At 40.6% G+C, this 19,337-nt stretch carries 15 protein-coding genes and 1 pseudogene; 12 read left to right on the plus strand and 4 right to left on the minus strand.

Features of this window, described 5'->3' with window-relative positions:
- Positions 1–63 precede the first annotated feature (63 nt).
- From FC65_RS03355 to FC65_RS03385, 7 genes are all read left to right on the plus strand, one after another.
- Positions 64–1,041 carry an acyltransferase family protein gene (locus tag FC65_RS03355; protein ID WP_268872469.1) on the plus strand — a complete coding sequence of 326 codons (978 nt, stop codon included), beginning with the start codon at positions 64–66 and terminating at the stop codon, positions 1,039–1,041.
- 60 nt (positions 1,042–1,101) lie between these two features.
- Positions 1,102–1,842: a TerC family protein gene (locus tag FC65_RS03360; protein ID WP_010498533.1), complete on the plus strand. Its 741-nt coding sequence runs from the start codon at positions 1,102–1,104 to the stop codon at positions 1,840–1,842.
- Between the two features lie 200 nt (positions 1,843–2,042).
- A complete protein-coding gene (locus tag FC65_RS03365) occupies positions 2,043–2,867 on the plus strand; it encodes a Cof-type HAD-IIB family hydrolase (protein WP_056971548.1) in 825 nt (274 codons plus the stop codon).
- 8 nt (positions 2,868–2,875) lie between these two features.
- Positions 2,876–3,199 carry a thioredoxin gene (gene trxA / locus FC65_RS03370; protein ID WP_056971549.1) on the plus strand — a complete coding sequence of 108 codons (324 nt, stop codon included), beginning with the start codon at positions 2,876–2,878 and terminating at the stop codon, positions 3,197–3,199.
- 385 nt (positions 3,200–3,584) lie between these two features.
- Positions 3,585–4,694 carry a PrsW family intramembrane metalloprotease gene (locus FC65_RS03375; protein WP_082618980.1) on the plus strand — a complete coding sequence of 370 codons (1,110 nt, stop codon included), beginning with the start codon at positions 3,585–3,587 and terminating at the stop codon, positions 4,692–4,694.
- Positions 4,695–4,871: 177 nt separating this feature from the next.
- Positions 4,872–5,267: an MORN repeat-containing protein gene (locus FC65_RS03380; protein WP_056971550.1), complete on the plus strand. Its 396-nt coding sequence runs from the start codon at positions 4,872–4,874 to the stop codon at positions 5,265–5,267.
- Positions 5,230–7,176, plus strand: a complete 1,947-nt coding sequence (locus tag FC65_RS03385; protein ID WP_056971551.1) for an acyltransferase family protein — start codon at positions 5,230–5,232, stop codon at positions 7,174–7,176. Before FC65_RS03380 ends, FC65_RS03385 begins: the two co-directional genes overlap by 38 nt.
- 183 nt (positions 7,177–7,359) lie before the next feature.
- Here the strand turns inward: FC65_RS03385 and FC65_RS03390 are convergent, their stop codons facing one another.
- Positions 7,360–8,004, minus strand: a complete 645-nt coding sequence (locus tag FC65_RS03390; protein WP_056971552.1) for a glycoside hydrolase family 76 protein — start codon at positions 8,002–8,004, stop codon at positions 7,360–7,362.
- Positions 7,998–8,459, minus strand: a complete 462-nt coding sequence (locus FC65_RS03395) for a hypothetical protein (RefSeq protein WP_056971553.1) — start codon at positions 8,457–8,459, stop codon at positions 7,998–8,000. Before FC65_RS03395 ends, FC65_RS03390 begins: the two co-directional genes overlap by 7 nt.
- A 189-nt stretch (positions 8,460–8,648) precedes the next feature.
- Between FC65_RS03395 and FC65_RS03400 the strand changes: the two genes are divergently transcribed.
- The 5 genes and pseudogenes from FC65_RS03400 (at position 8,649) to FC65_RS03420 (ending at position 15,220) form a co-directional block, all read left to right on the plus strand.
- Positions 8,649–10,556 carry a BglG family transcription antiterminator gene (locus FC65_RS03400; protein WP_056971554.1) on the plus strand — a complete coding sequence of 636 codons (1,908 nt, stop codon included), beginning with the start codon at positions 8,649–8,651 and terminating at the stop codon, positions 10,554–10,556.
- Positions 10,557–10,602: 46 nt separating this feature from the next.
- Positions 10,603–11,061 carry a PTS sugar transporter subunit IIA gene (locus FC65_RS03405; RefSeq protein WP_056971555.1) on the plus strand — a complete coding sequence of 153 codons (459 nt, stop codon included), beginning with the start codon at positions 10,603–10,605 and terminating at the stop codon, positions 11,059–11,061.
- Between the two features lie 21 nt (positions 11,062–11,082).
- Positions 11,083–11,409 (plus strand): PTS fructose transporter subunit IIB, encoded by a 327-nt coding sequence (locus FC65_RS03410; RefSeq protein ID WP_010498509.1) that lies wholly within the window; start codon positions 11,083–11,085, stop codon positions 11,407–11,409.
- Between the two features lie 15 nt (positions 11,410–11,424).
- A pseudogene (locus FC65_RS03415) lies at positions 11,425–12,518 on the plus strand (PTS fructose transporter subunit IIC).
- Positions 12,519–12,607: 89 nt separating this feature from the next.
- Positions 12,608–15,220, plus strand: a complete 2,613-nt coding sequence (locus FC65_RS03420) for a glycoside hydrolase family 38 N-terminal domain-containing protein (RefSeq protein ID WP_056971556.1) — start codon at positions 12,608–12,610, stop codon at positions 15,218–15,220.
- A 79-nt stretch (positions 15,221–15,299) separates the two neighbouring features.
- On the opposite strand, the gene FC65_RS12215 is transcribed toward FC65_RS03420, so the two are convergent.
- Both FC65_RS12215 and FC65_RS12220 read right to left on the minus strand, forming a co-directional pair.
- Positions 15,300–17,732 (minus strand): GH92 family glycosyl hydrolase, encoded by a 2,433-nt coding sequence (locus FC65_RS12215; protein ID WP_268872470.1) that lies wholly within the window; start codon positions 17,730–17,732, stop codon positions 15,300–15,302.
- Positions 17,733–17,738: 6 nt separating this feature from the next.
- Positions 17,739–19,160: a discoidin domain-containing protein gene (locus FC65_RS12220; RefSeq protein WP_056971558.1), complete on the minus strand. Its 1,422-nt coding sequence runs from the start codon at positions 19,158–19,160 to the stop codon at positions 17,739–17,741.
- Between the last annotated feature and the right edge of the window lie 177 nt (positions 19,161–19,337).

Consider the following 19,337-nt stretch of genomic DNA (forward strand, 5'->3'; position numbering starts at 1 on the left):
AATTCGTTCAAGTTATTTCTTGCAATCTGCCGTTAGTATTCAAGATCATTTTTTTCTGCGTTGTTGTTTGCAGTTAATGTTCCGATTTTTTTCATCTTGTCGGGATACTTGTTCAAGGAAAAAAGATTTAGCGATGTAATTAAGAATGCTTGTCGGAACTTATTGTTACCTTACTTTTCAACTGTAGCTTTAATTGGGCTCATTAAATTAGTTGGTCATAATTTTGTACCTAACTGGATCAGTCCGATCGGAGTGGTTCAATACATAGTGAGTGCCTTATATGGTTTAGGAACAAACTCTTTTATCCCAGAAATTAATGTGACGGTGTCAGCAATCGGAGCCATATGGTTTTTACCAGCGATGTTTGTTGGCAACATAGTGTTTAATGCCGCCTTTAAACTCAGTAAAAAATTTGTCCACGCTAAAACTTTATTGCTTATCTTCAGCTTGGCATTAACGGTTTTGGGATTCTTATTAAGTAAAAAAATACAATTACCATGGTCATTTGATGCAGCGTTGATCAGCCAATCATTTTATTGTTTTGGCTATATGGTCCGCCAGCTTAGCTTGATTGAAAGAGGTAAGCTTTTGTTAGATTTGGCTGGATTGTTGTTCTGGGTATTATCTGTCAAGTCGGGCTTCTTTTATATGAATATTGGGTATGCAGATTCGCCAATTTTAGCTACTCTTGGAGCAGTCGGCGGCAGTTATTTTATCATGAGAGTATGCTGCTTATTAATGAGAAGCCAATATCAATGGCCTGTCTTTCGAAAGTATGGTAAAGATTCATTGGTTATGTTATGTTTCCACTTGATTGACTTAAATGCTTTTTTGATCGGGCCGAGAATTTTTAACAAAGTAGTTACAATGAGCGGGAAGATAGAAGTTGCCATTGTAGTAATTATTTGCTATCGCTTGTTTGTCATTTGGCTGTCTTCCATTGTTGTTCCCCGTATCCCAGTGATTAGGTCCTTTTTCTTTCCAAGAAAATTTCCTTTTAAAGTCAAAGATAAACAAAGCCTGGCAGAAAATAGTCTATGATAATAAGTTATATGTTAGAATGTTGTACCTTACAAATAAACTACAGAGAGGGAATCTTGATTGTCACTGATTAAAAATTTATATGGTCCTTTTTTTGATTTACACAATTGGCAAACCGTATTAACATCTGGACAAGACTGGATGATCATCTTGTCACTGATTTTGATCGAATGTTTGTTGTCAGTAGATAATGCTATCGTATTGGCTGCGCAAACTCAGAAATTACCGACGAAAAAAGAACAAGAGAAGTCCTTGTTTTACGGGATCTGGGGAGCTTATATTTTCAGATTTTTGTTGATCGGATTAGGTAGTTATCTGATCAATTTCTGGGAGATCAAGGTCATCGGCGCCGCTTATTTAATGTATTTATCTGTGAAGCATTTCTGGGGACGTGCTCATCCACATAAAGAACACTCGTCTAAAAAGAAGAGAAAGCCTATCTTGCCCTTGTTTTGGTCAGTTGTTATTTCGATAGAAGCGATGGACGTGGTGTTTTCGATCGACTCGATCCTTGCTTCGTTAGCAATTTCACCTAATCCAGTGATCGTTTTGATCGGTGGGTTAGTAGGAATTTTAGCGATGCGTGGTGTGGCAGAGATCATCATGCGCTTACTTGAAATCGTCCCAGAACTTGAAGTTGTTGCTTATGGTTTGATCGCACTGATCGCGGTCAAACTCTTCCTAACGATTCCCGCAATTGATATCGAGATCCCAGCAGTTGTCTTTGGTGCAATAGTGCTTCTCTCTATTTTAGGAGCTATAATAGTGAACCGAATCAAAAACAATAAGGCTGGAAAGTAAAACGAAAGAGCATTTAGACCGGAGTTGGTTGAATGCTCTTTTTTCTTGATTATCAAAATGTGTTCGCTTTTTAGTGAAAAGGGCTACAAATGCTAAACTTGAAATGTAAGAGAAAGTACGATAGATTTATAAATGTAAGCATTATTTTATGAAGGCTTATTAGATGGTCCACTAATTAATTAAAGAAAGTTGGATATTCAATGTATAAACTAATTACGAGTGATATGGACGAAACTTTATTAAATGACAACAAAAAAATTACGCCGAAGACAATTGAGGCGGTCAAGCGGGCGACTGCCGCTGGAGTTCATTTTGTGCCTAACACTGGACGCAGTTTTACGAGTATTCAAGATAATTTGATCGAACTGGGTTTAAGTCAAAAGCCTGATCAATATGTGATTTCTTATAATGGGGCTGCGATCGTGGAGAACAAAGAGAATCAAGTCCTGCAAGTCAACGCTTTGCCACATGAAATAGTCGATCAACTTTTCCAAATCGGCATGAACGAAAACGCTTGTATTCACGTTTATACTGTGGATCAATTATATATCTGGAATATGAACAAAAACGAAGAAAATTATCTGGATGGCCGGGTAACTGGTTGGCACTTGATGCGTGAAAATAATATTAAATTCTTACAGGATACGCCGATCACCAAGATCATCTTTAATATCGAAGAAGAAGCAAAACGTTTATCCATGCAAGATTATGTTAATGAACATGTTGAATTTGCGCTGAATATCAGTTTTTCTTCAGATCGCTATATTGAATTCAACGATCCAACCGCGGATAAGGGTCAAGGCACCATGGCTTTGGCGAAAAAACTAGGGATCAAACCCAGTGAAGTGATAGCGATCGGTGATAATAGCAATGACCTTCCAATGATCAAGGATGCAGGCTTAGGAGTCAGCGTCGCTAATGGACGAGATTTCGTTCAGGCTGCAGCTAATTATGTTACCCAAGCGGACAACAACCACGACCCGATCGCTGAAGTGATCGATAAATTTATTTTTAATGAAGAGTAGGTAGTTTAATGGCGGTAGAAATTACAGCTGAAAATTTTGCGGCTGAAACAGCAAACGGGTTGACCTTGGTTGATTTTTGGGCGGATTGGTGTGGACCATGTCATATGTTTGAACCCGTTTTTGAGGAATTGGAAGAAGACTTTGACGGACAGGTCAGTTTTGCATCGCTGGATGTTGAAGATCAGCAAGACTTGGCAGTTCAATTCAATGTTATGAGTATTCCGACGCTGATTTTATTTAAGGACGGAGTGGCGAGGGAAAAAATCACTGGTTACAAATCTAAAGCTGCTTTAAGTCAGTATTTAGCAAAGAAAGTTGCAGAAAACAAATAGCTTAAGATATAAGTCATGTTCACGAAAGCTTAGTGAACATGGCTTTTTAAACACAATCATAATATTTGTTTAATACAAAAGATAAGTTATAATGTTAATTACTTATGAAGTGAATTTTAGTCGGGCTACGGCAAGCAAGAAGTTCCGTTTATCCAACTTAAACAGCACAGTGCAAAAAGCGCACTCCACTGTTTAAGTCCGATATACTCGCTTCTTCTCGCTTGCCTTCGCCCTGTGAATTTACGCGGGTTGCGTGAACCAAAAGTCTGTGTCTATCTAACTTCGCCAACAAGTCGCAAAGGACACGACTTCTTGTCAAAGTCCGATAGTGCTCGACTTTTAGTCGGTTCACTCCACCTTGTTTTGAAATATTGGGGGAATTAAGATGGCAGAAGATGCTGAAAAGTATACATATTGTACTAATTGCGGTACTAAAAACGCTGCAACTAATAAGTTTTGTTTAGAATGTGGACAGTCGTTAATTAAGCAAGATAAGCAAACAAAGGGTTCACGGACGGGAAATATTTTAGATAATGCCACCAGGGAAATGAATAGCTGGACTGGTGAAGATAAGAGCGTTGAGATCAATTTTAAGTCGATTTTTAACCAGGTTTTTAAAAAGCATACGCAAGATGAAACAGATCGGATCTTTATCGCAGGTACTAAAGAAACGACTCCAACTTTAAATGAAGTTGCTGATAAAGAAGTCAGGCCGTGGTTATTTTCGCGGGTGTTCTTGTACCTGTCATCTTTACTTTTGATCTTACTGGCAGTTTTGATGATTTTCCAAAATAGTAACGCTTATCCAGGTCTGCTATTTATGGGTGCGCTATCTGTGCCATTTTCTTTATTGATCTTCTTTTTTGAGATCAATGTCTTTAAAAACATTAGTATTTATCAGGTGATGAAAATCTTCTTCATTGGCGGAGCCTTTTCATTATTGATGACAGTCTTTATTTATTCACTCACCGGCAGTGGAAATTTTTCGCTTTTGGGTTCGCTTTTGATCGGACTAGTTGAGGAGACCGGAAAGTTAGTGATCATTAGCTATTTCGTTTATAAGGCTAATGTCTCTCATATTTTTAATGGAATGTTGATCGGTGCTGCGATCGGCGCGGGATTTGCCGTCTTTGAAAATGCAGGTTACGCACAAAATTACGGGATCGCAGTATTGTTGGTCCGTTCTTTTGGATCCTTGGGTAGTCACACGATCTGGAGTGCGATCATTGGAGCTGCACTGGTCATGGTCAAAAAAAATCATAAGTTGACTAAAGCACATTTTACTGACCGCCATTTTATTAATTTCTATCTCTTGTCTGTGCTGTTACATGCTTTATGGGATCTGAAGACACCCTTTACTGACGTTAAATTAGTATTGTTGATCATCAGCGGCTGGGTCGCTATCTTTGTTTTGATCCATGCTGGTTTGCGTGAAGTCAAGGAACTTAAAAAATTAAAACTAAAAAATATGTTAGAAGAACCTCATGAAGCTTAAGTGTTACGAAGGCCCAACTAATAGGCAAAACCGCTAATATTTAAATTTTCATTTATTAAAAATGAAGAATTTGAAAGTTGAAAAAAGCGGTTTTTGTTATGCAAATATACACTAGTTTGTTATGATAAAAGCAGATAACATCAGCGCCTTCACAGGAATTACGAGGAGGAGATAATCATGCAGTATCAGCGAATTAGAATTACAGCCGAAATATTGACGGTTATCATCTTGATATTTTTTGCGTGGGCAGCTTTACGGCCGGCTCAACAAAAAGATGAGCATTACACTCTTGATCAAGACCGAATTGTTTATGACGGACAAGTATTTAAAAATAAATTTAATGGTCAAGGTACATTGAAGCTAAAAAAAGGTGATCGTTATCATGGGCGTTTTAAAGATGGACGCTTTGATGGCCAAGGAACTTTCATTTCAAACTCCGGTTGGAAATTTGAGGGTCATTTTTCCAAGGGACAAGTCACAGGCCGGGGGAAGTTGACAACAGCTAAGGACAAAGTTTATCAAGGAGAATTTGCTAATGGAAATTTCAAGCAAGCCAAAAAGACTAAAAATTAAATGGTTTAGCCTCGTTCGGATCACTGGACTATTTTTGGTACTTGGATATCACTTTTTCCAGAATACTTATCCAGGCGGATTCGTTGGGGTCGATGTGTTCTTTGCATTTTCAGGTTTCTTGATCACATCACTGATGTTCGATGAATTTGCTGCGAACGGTTCTTTTAAGCTCGGCAGTTTTTATCAACGGAGATTTTATCGGATCGTTCCGCCGTTGATCTTATCAGTTTTGATAGTTATGCCGTTTACTTATCTAGTCGGAACTGATTTTATTACGGGGATCGGCAAACAAATCGCGGCTGCATTTGGTTTTGTCACCAATTATTTTGAGATCGCCACTGGCGGCAGCTATGAAAATAACTTTATTCCGCATTTATTTGTGCATACCTGGTCATTAGCAGTCGAAATGCATTTTTATATTATCTGGGGCTTTTTGGTCTATCTTTTTTCTAAAGCCATTCACTTTATCCCTGGTGGTCGCCACCAGCAGTTAAAAACTTTTCGAAGTATTATTTTCTTGATCTCAGCTATCTTTGCATTAGCCAGTATTGTTGGAATGAAGATCGGCGGGGAAGGTTTAAAGGATTTCTCACCTGTTTATTTTTCTAGTTTGACTCATTGTTTCCCCTTCTTTATTGGGGCGGTTTTAAGTACCGTCACTGGAGTCTCAACTTTGCCACATTCATTTGAAAAACATATCGCTGAAAAATGGACCGCGCCGCGAGCTATTTTATTGATGGCGGCCGCTTTTGTCGGTCTGTTAGTTATTACTTTCAAACTTGACTTTAGTGCATCCTTTACTTATCCATACGGGATGGTGTTAGCTGTGCTATTGGCAGCTGCCATGATCTGCGGGGCACGGATCTTACATGAAAAGACTCCTAATGTCAGTGAACCGTGGCTTTTTGGATTTCTTGCCGATTGTTCATATAGCGTTTATTTGTATCACTGGCCTTTGTATGTGATTTTTTCGCATAAAATGTCAAACGGCTGGGCAGCTGTCTGGACCATAGTGTTAAGCTTTTTATTTGCGGCTTTTTCGTATTATTTAGTTGAACCGCTTGTTGCTGGTCGTAAGGGCCATTTGTTTGGCTATCGAGTTTCCGGCAAGGCGATCACTCTCCCGCTGACAGCCCTGATCGCGGGCTTGTTAGTGGCCACAGGATTTACTGAAAATAAAGCACCGCAGATGTCTAAGCTAGAAAGAAACTTGTGGATTGGCGGGATCTATCAGGATGCAGATGGAGTCAAAGCTGCACAGGATACAGTGATGGCCCAAGTTGCTTCACCTAAGACAAAAAAGAAAGATGAAGCTGAACAAAAGACAGATACAAATGATTATCGCAAGTATAATAAGCAAAGTACCGCCGAGAAGTTTAAACTTCCGCCAGGAGTGTCCATTATTGGTGATAGTGTGACCTTGGGAACACGACGTTACCTAGAGCCGCATGTTGCTGATGCTCAGGTCGATGCTGAAGGTGACCGCAAGTTAGATCAGGCACATGGTGTCATGATGGAACAGCAAAAAAATAATACTTTGCGAGAATTTGTTGTGGTCTGTGTGGGAACTAACTCACTGAATGATTATGAAGAACAGGCTAAAAAAATCATTGCTGACTTGAAACCAGGACATAAATTAGTTTTTATGACACCTTATGACAAAACAGCGACTGCTTCTTGGAACTCGACCAAGTTGGGTGAGTTTGAAAGAACTTTGCCCACTAAGTATAAGTGGATCACGATCGCTGATTGGGGTAAGATCGCGCCACAGCACCCAGAAGTGTTCAATGGGACTGATGGTGTTCATTTTGCAGGTCGTGCAGCTGGAGATCGTCTATATGCTAAGGTGATCAATGATAGTTTGATCGCAGCTGCTAAGAAGCCGGGGAAACCAGCAGAGAAAGATTGAGACTGGTAAGCCGTCTCAATAATAACAATTATGTATTAGCGTTAATGATGATATCTATTAACGCTAATTTTATTATCCGCAAAAATAAGCTGCGGGCAATAAAAGAATGATACAAAAGTTGGTGGTTGCTATATTTTGTTTCATTTGCTTAATGAGCGAGCGGATAAGCATATTGCAATAAAATCACGCCTGATGCCGCACTGTGACTTTGAATAGCTGTTTCCGGTGTTTTGGTGGTCCAGTCATTGCCGCTAGTCCCTGAGAGTTTTGATTCATGACAACATGATAGGCGTTATTTTGCAAGAAACGTGAATATTTGAATGAATGAGTTTTCTGCGCAAATTCAGCCAAACCTCTGACGTAAATGCCTTTAAAGCCGCCGGCATCGTAGTTGCCTTCAGCTGGCAAAATGCCATCTTGTGCGACATTTTTGATCGAATAGTCATAGGTCTTATCTGCTAGCAGGTAGTATTCTCTTTTACCCGTCAGGCGATAGAGCTGAAAAGAGGCATTCGCAAATTGTCCATAGTCATAAATCCAATCTTGAAAGATCAGCTGACCGTTACGGATTCGATCCACTATCCGTCCGTTATGGTAATAATTGTCTTTCAAGAAGCTGAATAGACGTGTGGCTGTATTTAAGTAATGTCTTTGTCCGGTGATCCGATAAAGTCGGGTGGCTGTCATTGCCGCTGTCCCATTTGTGGCGACGTTTTTCTCATTGTCGGCATTGGGACCGGTCTCGGTGTTTTTCCACCAAATACCGCCACCAAAATTTGAATCTTCATAACCGAGAATAAAGTTAAACATTTTTTGTGAAGTTACCAAGAATTTTTTTCCCCAGTCAACTGGTAGGCTCTTGCCAAGTAATTCGCCCACCAGCCAATATCATCATTGTAATCATTTTGAAGATAGTTCGGATAAGCCTTTAAAAAGCCATAATAAGCTTGTTCGATGATCTTGTGATCTCGCGGCGAACGGGTGCGTTGATAGTGGTCAAGTACCAGGTCAAAAGACTGGGCTTCCCACCAATAGTCGCTATAACGCCCGTTTTCCGGGCCAACTTGGTGAGTGGGGTCGATATTATGATCACTTTGCATGTAAAAATAGCCCTTTTTAGGATCCCAATAAGATCTCAGAAAACTATTATATGATTTTTCTGCATAAGTTGACTTAATATTTGGAAGTCCTTGTGTTCTTGCAGCGTGAGCAGTAAGAGACGGTAGTAAGAAAGCTAAAGTGAAGAGACTAAAAACAAGTACTGGTTTTAAATACTTCTTCATTTTGTGTGACTCCTTCCTTAAATCACAATAGAAAACGGTTACAAAAATCAGCAATCACTAAAACTTTTGTTCACCATAAGTAATATCATGAATAATAGTAAAAAAGAAGTACACTAACTACAAGTGTACTAGGTTGACATTAACTTTTGAATACGCTTACTTTGAAATTAACTTGAAAGGATGAGTATTTTGAATACAGATAATTCGTCGACTAATTTAACTATCAAAATAACTAAGTATCTTCTTTCTAAGTCAGTAGTGCACTATGTAGATTTAATGGAGTATACCAACCTTTCTCGTAAAACAATTTCTAAATACCTTGATCGAGTGGAAAAAATGATTGCCGAATATGATGTAACTTTGGTTCGCAAGAGAGGAGCAGTCATTTACCTGACGGGTTCTTTGGACCGTTTAAGAAGCAGTCTGCCAGGTTGTGATGCTGCCGAACAAAGCGATGATTCACGCCGGATAGATCTGTTGTCATTTTTACTTGAGTTAAAGCAGCCGAGCTTATTAGATGATCTAGCACAACATTTTTTTGTCAGTCGGAGTACTTTAGAACGGGATCTAAATTATCTTAAAGAACACTTTGGAGTGCAGTTGAAAAAGACCCAGCAAGGTATTTCTTTGAATAATGATGAGCTTGAGGTCAGACAGATTTTAAGTAAGTTGACTCAAGAAAACTGGAATCAAAGTTTGACCGAAAATAAAAAAACGGGGCATTTGGTTCAAGATTTTCAGATTCCTGATTTTTTAAGGGAATATGTTGATCCGCAGATCCTTTCTGTGGTTCAAAACGTCTTGGTGGAATTTAGTCAAAAGTATAATATTCGTGCTAATGAATATCAATATGAGCCCTTACTGGTGCACATTGCAATATCAATGAAAAGGATCAGTGAGAAAAAATACATTGACCAAAAAGAGATCTTTGATTTGACTATTTCGCCGGCAACTCAGTACTTGATCACTTTACTGGAACAAAAGTTTAAGTTTACTATTCCACTCGCAGAAGCTAAATATTTAGAACTTTATGTAGCGGTTTTTAACGATAATTTTGATTCATTCAGTAATTTGCAAGTAGTGGGCGAGTTGACCTTATGGTTGAAGCAAAATTTGTCAGCATATGACGATGAGCTTTTGCGTAACCTGGCCACCCATCTAGTGCCCGCACTTAAACGTGGAAAGATGGGCTTCGCTGTTAAAAATCTGTATGCCAGTGAAATAAAGGAAAAATTTCCGACTGCTTTTGACCAGGCGCTTGACTTGACGCTAGCGATCCAACAACATTTTAAAGTTGTTTTGCCAGAAAATGAAATCGCCTACATGGCTTTGCACTTGGAGCTTTTTAATAAACGTCATCCGCACCAAGCAAACGAGGTCACACTCGTGATAGTTTGCAGTTCGGGTTATGGAACGGCACAGCTCTTGCGACAGCGAGTCATAGAAAGTGTCAAGGATGTTACCATAGTAGGTACGATGTCAGTCAGTGATTTTATGGAAAAGGCACCCGTTACAGATATCGTGCTATCGACGGTCCCGTTAAAAATGGCTAAAACACGTGTCCTGCAAGTTAGTCCATTTTTAAATGAGACTGAAGTGGAATTGTTAAAGAAAGTTTGTGATGAGGTCAGAAAACGAGAATATATTCATGCTGAATTTATGGAATTACTGCGGCCGGAATGTATTATTGCCGATTCAGAGCTAACTGACAAGAATGCTGTAATTCAGAAGCTAACAAAGCGCTTATACCAACACGGTTATGTGGATCAGAAAATGGCTGACTCTGCTTTGGAAAGAGAAAAACTGGCAACAACTAAGTTGGGTAAAATAGCTATTCCGCATGGTGGGATCGAGCACGTTTTAAAGCCAACTTTGGGGATCTTAACTTCCCAGGCAGGAGTTAAGTGGAATCATGATGGTCAAGTGAATTTAGTGTTCTTTATTGCATTTAATCAGCAGTTAGAGAGTCAAATGGATGATATTTATGCCTACTTTTATAGTTTGATCAAAAACCAAGAGATCATCGACCAGTTGGTCCATGCTTCTTCAAGTGAGGCAATTATTACACTTTTAGAGAATAGTGAATTAGATGTGTAAACAAGCAGCTTTGTTACAAATGTACACGAAAATAGGGGATGGCAGAATGAGAGAACTCTTGCAAAAAAAATATATTTATTTAGATGTGGATCTGCACACCAGAGAGGAAGTGTTTCACTTTATATCAAAAGAGTCATTCAAGCTTGGATTAGCGGAAAATCAGGTTGCTGTTGGCCGGTCTTTAGCCGAACGCGAAGAGCAGTCTTCAACCGGGTTGTTAGATGGGATCGCGATCCCACATGCGATCAGCGCTGACATCAAGGTACCAGCAATTTTATTTATTCGGATCAAAGAAGGCGTGACTGACTGGCAAACGATCGACAATAGTCAGGTCAAGCAGGTGATCACGATGTTAGTTCCCAAAGATGGTGAGCAAGAACACCTGCAAACTTTAGCAGACCTTTCAGGCGAACTAGTCGATGAAGAGCAGAGAAAAAAATTAGCAGCTTGTTCGTCAGTGGATGAAGTTTATGACTTTTTGAATCAAAACGATAACTCTAGGTAAATTGGAAAGGAAGTTTTTATTATGGATTTTGTCGCAATTACTTCGTGTCCCGCTGGCTTGGCACATACACCGATGGCAGCGAAGGCACTTGAAAAAGCTGCAAGTGAATTAGGTTTAGAAGCTAAAGTCGAACAACAAGGAGCAATGGGTTTAAAAAATGAGATCACTCAAGAAGAGGCAGACAGTGCTAAATTTTTGCTGATCGGTTCTGATCAGAAAATAGAAAAACTGGACCGCTTTGAAAAAATTCCCAAATTAAGGGTTTCGATCGACACCTGTATCGAAAAACCTAAAGCAGTTATAAAAAAAGCTGCTAAAGCTGTCGCGCAGAGACAAAAGTCAAACTAAAGGAGGCTGTGCTTCATGAAGAAATTATTAAATGATTGGAAGGGATACCTCATGTCAGGTATCTCATACATGTGCCTGTTGTGATCGGCGGTTCACTGGTCGTTGCTGTTCCTACCATTATCGCGTTGTGTTTTGGCGTTACTAATCTAGGTTTATACAAAACCGGCATTTGGCATTTGATGAATGAAATCGCACAGATCGGTTGGACTGGGATCGGCTTAGTCAACTTGGTCTTAGCTGGTTATATTGCCTATGCGATCGGTGATAAACCAGGTTTAGCTGCGGGCTTTATCGGTGGTGCTTTTGCGACAGATTCCAATATGGGCTTCTTGGGAGCTTTGGTTGCCGGATTCGCTGCTGGTTATACAGCACGCTGGTGCCAAAACCACATTCATGTTGGTGAAAAATTCGAAACAATTATGCCTTTAGTTGTCGTACCTCTGATCTCGACTATGGTGATCGCCATTTTAATGGGAGTCATTTTGAAAGATCCACTAGCTTGGATCAATAGCTCACTGGTAGCTTGGGTCAAAGGAATGGTCAACAGCGGGGTCAGTTCTGTTGTTTTGGCACTGATCATCGGCGGTATGATCGATTCTGATTTAGGTGGACCAGTCAATAAAGCTGCCTGGATGACAGGTAATATTTTACTTGCAGAAAAAATTTATACTCCAGCTATGATGGCCAACGTCGCAATTGCTGGTATTCCTTTGGGCTATGCCGTTGCTATTTTGTTATTCAAAAAGAGATTTTCTTCTGAACTATTGGATGCGGGTCGGAGTGATTGGTTCATGGGATTTGTTGGTATCACAGAAGGTGCGATCCCATTTACTTTGATGAGTCCTTTGAAGTTGATCCCGATCAATATGTTAGCCGGAGCTGCGGGCTCGGCAACAACTGTTTTGCTAGGGGCCAAAGCTAATATTCCTCCTGTCGGCGGTATTTATGGCTTCGTTACTCTGCATAATGGGTGGGCATATCTGATCGGCCTAGCAGTTTGTGCTTTGATCATTGGTGTCTTAGCACCATTGGCAGTTGACTTTACAGTTACTAATACTGAAGAGGATAACGCCGATGATGAAGATGATATTGATTTTAAATTTGAATAAGTGAATTTGATAGACGAAAAAGCATTGTTGAACAATTCAGTGATGCTTTTCTGTTGTTAAAGGCGGCAAGTAAGAAAGGGGAATAGTGCATGGTTAAGGCACATTTAGTTAATCATACCCATTGGGATCGTGAATGGTACTTTACAACGATGGACGCACAGGTTTTAAGTGAACAGTTATTTACCGAAGTTTTGGATGAATTGGAAAAAAACAGCGATGCTAACTTTTGTCTGGATGGTCAAGTGTCAGTGGTGGATGAATGTGTTGAAATACATCCAGAAGCCAAGGAACGGATCCGCAAGCTGGTCGGTGAAGGACGTTTGTTCGTCGGTCCGTGGTATACACAAACCGATGCGTTGATTCCTGACCTAGAATCGATCATTCGCAATTTAGTGATCGGGATGAAAGATATGCAGCAAAATTATGGAGAGCCGATGAAAGTCGGATATTTACCTGATACTTTTGGTTTTAATGCGCAAATGCCGACTCTTTTGCAACAAGTTGGGATCGACAACTTCCTCTTTTGGCGGGGAACTAATTTTAGCCAGCAGACAAATTCAGTTTATTTTCGGTGGCGTGGTTTAAATGAGCAGGAAGTATTAGCAATTGATTTTCCTTTTGGTTATTTTACCGGGCAAATTACTCCAGAAACTAAGCAAAATCTCGCTGAATTCGCCAAAGTTCGTTATGATCCAGCTGTTAAGTTTGAATCTGAGCATGGCAATCATGAAGATGTCTTAATGCCATCAGGAATTGATCAGATGAACATCATTAAAAACATCAAGCAGACAGTGGCTGAGTTAAATAAGCAAAGTAAATATCAAACAGAAATCAGTACCTATCCGGAGTTTGTTGATATTATCAGGAAAAAGAAGGAACAATTACCAAAATATCAAGGTGAATTACGGCTGCCAACTTATGCACGTGTTCATCGCTCGATCGGTTCTGTTAGAAGTCAGATCAAACGGGAAAATTTTCAGTTGGAACAAAAAATCTTAAAGAGAGTTGAACCGCTCTGTGTGATCGGTGCTAAAGTCGGAGTACAGATCGGCAATGGCCTGTTGCTTAAATTGTGGAAGAAGTTGTTAGAATGTCAGGCTCATGATACTTTAGGCGGCAGTGTGTCGGATAATGTTGCCACAGATATTTTGCACCGCTTTAAGGAAGCTAATGAGCTCGCAGATGGGATCGAAAACATTGTCAAAAAGAAAATTGCTCAGTATTTGCAATTGCAGTCTGATCAAGTTCTCGTATTTAACACAGAACCATACGAATTTAATGGGGATAAGACGGTCAAGATAGTTGCTTCTTCCAAAAAAATCGCGCTTTCTGGCATGAAAGATCCGGTCATCACGGCAGCCAAGAAATATTCTGCACGGCAGCATATTTTGATGATGACTTCTAGAGGACAAGAATACACAAATGAGCCAGAGTACTATGAATTAGAGATCACTGGTCATGTGAAGTTACCCGCTCTGGGGTATGTTGTTTTACGGATCCAGCAAGCTGATACTGAAATGGTTCAGACAAAAAAAGGGCAATTCGGCTCTTATGGCAAGATCGAAAAAGGGCAGCAACGGCTTGAATTTGTTGAAGGTCGCATAGATCTGATAGTCAATCAGCACAGGATCAAAAACATTCTTTCCTTGGTAGATGCCCCAAACGATGGCGACACTTATGATTCCTCGCCATTCAATGGAATTCAAGAACAACGCTTACCGCTTAACATGGGCACGGTGGTTTCAAGTCCACAAGAAGATGCATTGTTAGTTCGTGGTTCCGCCAGCTTACCGGCAAACTTGGATGATTATGCTAAAACCTGTCCGAAACTAGGAGTATTAACGTATAGTATTAAGCTTAGTTTTAATGAGAACGGGCAGATCAATGCTCACTTGAAAGTGGACAATGAAGTTAACTCTCATCGCTTACGGCTCTGCTTCGCACCACAGATCGAGACAGACGAGGTCAATGCCCAGATCCAAGCCGGTTATGTGAGGACTAGAAATGAGCCGCTGCCCGCAGACTGGGCTGATAAATTTGTCGAAAGACCGGTTAACTTATACAACTTTGATAAAAGCCTGACCTTGATGACGGAACAGCAGCATTTTACTTTTTGGGGAGCTGTACAAAAGGAATACGAATATCGTGACCAGCGGTTGTTAGTTACCTTAATGGCCACGACAGGTCAGTTGGGCAAACCAAACTTGGCATGGCGCCCAGGCAGGGCCTCAGGAGACACCACGAGCCAAGGACACATTATGATGCCGACACCACTTGCGCAAGAACGTGGATTCAATGAATTTGATTTTGCTTTTAAATTCAGCAACGAAAAATTTACAGCTGCAACTAATAACAGACTGACCCGCGAATGGCTAGCACCCAGCGTGTCATATCAAAATCAATCTTTGAATGTCTTTATCAATCGTTTGGATAACAAGATCTGGCAAACAGAAAATGAGCCGCATATACCAGAAAAACTGGCAATGCTGAAGTTGCCGCCAGAACTTGATGTTTCGGCATTATATCCAGCTTATTCAAGTCAAGGAGCCTATATTTTACGTTTGCAAAACCTAAGCTCCGTGTCTCAAAAACTGCCCGCAGACTTATTGGAAAAAGCGCAGGCAGTTACCGCATTGGAAGAACCGATCAAGCAAACAGAGATCAAGCCTTACGATCTGTTATCGTTAAAAATTGAGCTATAGGATCCAGAGTATAAGAAAATAGCCTGAAAACTCCAACTTCGGAGCTCTCAGGCTATTTCTTTGACTGCGGTCAACAATGTTAGTCCATGTTTCCTAACAATTCAACTTCACCTAATTGACCGCTGCCGCCTTCGAATTTAAGACGATAGTGTTGATATGGAACAAATGTTTTTCTGATCAGGTATGGTTTGGTTGATTTGTCATACGTGAACTTGACGTTTCTGACCTGATCTACTGGACGCCAGTGTTTGCCGTCACGAGAACCATAGATCTTGACGTTCTTGAACTTGGTATCTTTCGTGCTGTTAGACAAGGTCAGCATATCGATCCTGCGAGCCCGGTCAAGCTTGACATCAAGGGTACTGTTATTTTTGACTGTAGTAACAGTATTACTATCATTATCTACAAGCTTCTTGTAATCTTGGTCGCTGCCAACGACTTGCCCTTTATCAAATGCATCAGTCTTGACTTGCGGAGCTTTACGACCTTGTGTCAAAGATGCAGGTTTTTGCCACTGCTGTGTCCCACGCCGCGTACTTGGCCGAGAAGACATGTTGAAGCGTAAGACACCGCCACGCATGATCTGCTTATAATCCAAGTACGTTTTGTCGATCCGCCGACCGTTCAAGTAAACACTGTTTACATAAACATTCTTATCACTATTGTTTGGTGCTTTAACAGTCAGTGAACGACCATGAGGCAGTTGAACTTTAGCTTCTTTAAAGAGTGGTGAACCTAGAACAAACTGGTTAGAAGCCAGGTTTTGTGGGTAGATGCCAAGTGCTGAAAGGATATACCAGGCAGATTGTTCGCCATTATCTTCATTACCGACATATCCCTGGCCGAAGTCAGAGCCAACATAGAGACGTTTCAAAATATCACGCGTGTATTTCTGTGTTTTCCATGGCTGGCTGGAGAAAGCATACATATACAAAATATCATGGGCGGGCTGGTTACTGTGCCCATATTGTCCCAGTTTAACTTCTCTTTGTTCGCGCATTTCATGGATCACACCGCCCTCAGTTGTAAAATCGCCAGGAGTATTCACGATCTGGTCGATCTTTTGTGTTAACCCTGCTGGACCACCATACAGATTAGCTAGTCCATTTCCGTCTTGCGGTACTGAAACTGCCATATTGTAAGCATCTGTTTCGGTGTAGTCGCGACTCCACGATGTTGGGTCAAAATTCTGCGGATCTGTAGTCCAGGAACCATCTTGTTTTTTGCCCTTAAACCATTTGTCGGCGGCTTGCTGTCCGTTACCGTCAAACATCTTTGCATAGGTTAAAGCGCGGTTCTTGTAATATTTTGCTTCAGCTAATTTATGCTGTTTTTTAGACATCTGATATAAGCCCCAGTCATTGATATAACCCTCCATGAACCATGATAAACCGAAGTTATCACTTTCTGAAGGAACATAACCCAGGAAGTTAGACTGATTGAGAGCTTTGCGTCCACCGTTAGTTAAGTTTTCAGATTGGACTGACGCATTTTTGATGGCTGATTCATAAGCATCCTTGTGTGCGAATGGAATATTTTTCATCATGGCATCTGCGAAGATTATATCTGAGCTAGTCCCGACCATACTATTTGTTCCGCCTGGTGCGATCCAACGTGGGACCCATCCTTGGTTACGATAGTGTTGAACTAAGCCATTCAGATAATCTGTTTCTTTATCAGGTGAGAGGATGGAATAGGCCGGCCATGCTGTTCGGTAGGTATCCCAGAAACCATTGTTAAAGTACATTTTACCGCTTTTAGCAACAGGTTTTTCCATAGAGCCGCTGTATGGATCACTATGGACCCAGTCTGGGCGGGCGTTTGTCCCCTGGTTTTCACCATAGAAGTTAGGATACATGTATAAGCGATACATATTTGAATAAAGTGTGACTAACTGATTGTGAGTAGCACCCTTAACTTGAACCTTATTCATGATTTTTTCCCACTCAGAGGTCGTTTGTTGTTGTAAACTGTTAAAGTTTTGGTTGGCTAGCTCGAGCTCGTAATTCTTTTGAGCCTGTTTAGCGCTGACAAATGATGTGGCAACTTTCATGGAAACATCGTTATCTTTGAAGGAAACGATCCCTTGTTTGGAATTTTCGACCTTGCTTACTTGGTAAGGTTTGTCAAAAGTTCCATAGACATACATCTGGTGCATCCCATTATTACCGTCTTTGGTAATGGCGGAAAATGAGTTGTTCGTGGCATCAAATTCCAGGTTGCCGTCTGCACGTGAAGAATCGAAAACAACGTTTTTGTTTTTGGCATTATTGTCAAATTGGAAACGGGTGATCGCACCGTGCATACTTGGTGTCAAGCTCATCTTAGCTCCAGCAGCATTTGATTTGTCAGGAAAAGCGATCGAGTAGAGCTGCGGTTTAGCCGTTTCATTTTCGTGACTGAAATCGGAAGCATATTTAGTATGGTCAATGTCGCTTCCACTTGAGACTTTGGAGCTGTCAATGGAAGTATTGACCATAAATTGCCAGGTACCACGGTCACCGACCCAGATCGATGGTTAGTGACTGACGGTCATGTATTGGAATTTTCTGTCACCATTATTTTGATATTCGTAAACTAGGTTACTATTATAGTTCGTGGCAGGTGTCCAAAAATTAAAACCATTTGGCACGGTGGTTGCCGGAATATTCAAACCGCGTGAGAAATCGCCTGTAGCGTTTGTGCCGCGTAATGTATTGACATAGTCCGTCTTATTGGCGGCGCTGGTTGTCCCTGTGCTGCCATTAGAGAGCTTAACATCGTCGATAAAATCATCAAACGTTTTGCCGGCTTTGGCATTTTGATCGTCAAAACTGATCATGACACGTTTGATAGTTTTCCCTGCGGCAACTGATCCGATATTAGTCGTGATCTGATTCCACTGGTTGTAGTACAGTGAACGAGAGCTTTCTTGCTCTTGAGGGGTAACTGCAAAATTATCAGTGCTTAACGGTTTTAGCTGACTAAGGTAAGTTCCATCGCTAAATTCCAAGTTGATGGAAGCATACATGGGGGTAAATTCATAATCATAGTTATTATCATAGTCATGCTGTCCGTTGGAAGGAAAAATCTTATATTGGAGATTTGTATTTCTATTGACCTTAATGTTGAGATCGTTGATCAGGTTGTTATGGGAATAGGCATGACCATTTTTAGCCACACTGCCCTTGAATTCAAGAGCTTTTTTTCCAGTCCAGCCCATGTTATTTTGTTGATTGATCGCATCTTTTGGACCAGTGCTAAGAGTTGACGACATCATTGGGCTAGGACCCGGGTTATCATCTTTATTGCCTGTCCCAATTTTCAATTCAGAAAGTTGGGTCATGTCAGCACCATTGTTTTCATCGACTTGGAATTTGTAGTACTTATAAGCTTTTTTAGCTTGGACTTGATACTTTTTCCATTGCTTGCGGCCGCTAAATTTCTGGTCGGTTTGTCGATCGATGCTCTCCCATTTCTGACCGTCTGTGCTACCGTAAAGCTGCCAATTTTTGGGGTCACGGCTAGATTCATCGTTAGCGGATCCAAGTGCATAAACACCGATCTTTTGTGCCTTTTCTAAAGAAAAGCTGACCCAAATGCCTTTGCCTTGATCTTCATTAGATAAAAACTTAGTACTTAAATCAGAGTCAAAAAGATTTTGCTTGGTTTCAGAATCATTAAAGTCTTTGCTGCCCTTGATCGAGTCTTGATCGACCTGGTTGGTCAGATCACCATCAATTTCAGGCGCAAAAGTGTTGCTGAGGTTACTGGACCCCAGTCTGGAATTTAGGTCATTTTCAGGAAAAGTTTGGTTCTCATCAGTTTCAAAAGAAGTCGAAAATAAGGTCTGGTCAGCGTGAACTGTTGTATTGCTATTATGAAAATTTAAGCCCGTACCGATCAGTATTCCAGCTCCAACTGAGACTATCAGTGCCCCAAAACGATTCAGGTTCTTCATGCAATATCACTCCTTTTTTATGGACAAAACGAAATTCTGTCGCAAAAATTGGCTGTGACAAGATGGAAATTAAGCGGAAACATGACAGTAAGGCACTTTCTTTTACCAAATAAATAATTAGACCTATCTCTCCCTAAATAAGTGAGAGTACGTGTGGTGCTAGTTTGTAACATTTAG

Origin of the sequence: Ligilactobacillus acidipiscis DSM 15836, assembly GCF_001435755.1 — a bacterium.
Taxonomy (GTDB): domain Bacteria; phylum Bacillota; class Bacilli; order Lactobacillales; family Lactobacillaceae; genus Ligilactobacillus; species Ligilactobacillus acidipiscis.

What these genes read in the sequence shown, in the direction of transcription:
- FC65_RS03365 (WP_056971548.1), top strand. Translation starts at nt 2,043, where the DNA reads ATGTATAAACTAATTACGAGTGATATGGACGAAACTTTATTAAATGAC.
- trxA (WP_056971549.1), top strand. Translation starts at nt 2,876, where the DNA reads ATGGCGGTAGAAATTACAGCTGAAAATTTTGCGGCTGAAACAGCAAAC.
- FC65_RS03375 (WP_082618980.1), top strand. Translation starts at nt 3,585, where the DNA reads ATGGCAGAAGATGCTGAAAAGTATACATATTGTACTAATTGCGGTACT.
- FC65_RS03380 (WP_056971550.1), top strand. Translation starts at nt 4,872, where the DNA reads ATGCAGTATCAGCGAATTAGAATTACAGCCGAAATATTGACGGTTATC.
- FC65_RS03385 (WP_056971551.1), top strand. Translation starts at nt 5,230, where the DNA reads ATGGAAATTTCAAGCAAGCCAAAAAGACTAAAAATTAAATGGTTTAGC.
- FC65_RS03395 (WP_056971553.1), bottom strand. Translation starts at nt 8,459, where the DNA reads ATGAAGAAGTATTTAAAACCAGTACTTGTTTTTAGTCTCTTCACTTTA.
- FC65_RS03405 (WP_056971555.1), top strand. Translation starts at nt 10,603, where the DNA reads ATGAGAGAACTCTTGCAAAAAAAATATATTTATTTAGATGTGGATCTG.
- FC65_RS03410 (WP_010498509.1), top strand. Translation starts at nt 11,083, where the DNA reads ATGGATTTTGTCGCAATTACTTCGTGTCCCGCTGGCTTGGCACATACA.
- FC65_RS03420 (WP_056971556.1), top strand. Translation starts at nt 12,608, where the DNA reads ATGGTTAAGGCACATTTAGTTAATCATACCCATTGGGATCGTGAATGG.
- FC65_RS12220 (WP_056971558.1), bottom strand. Translation starts at nt 19,160, where the DNA reads ATGAAGAACCTGAATCGTTTTGGGGCACTGATAGTCTCAGTTGGAGCT.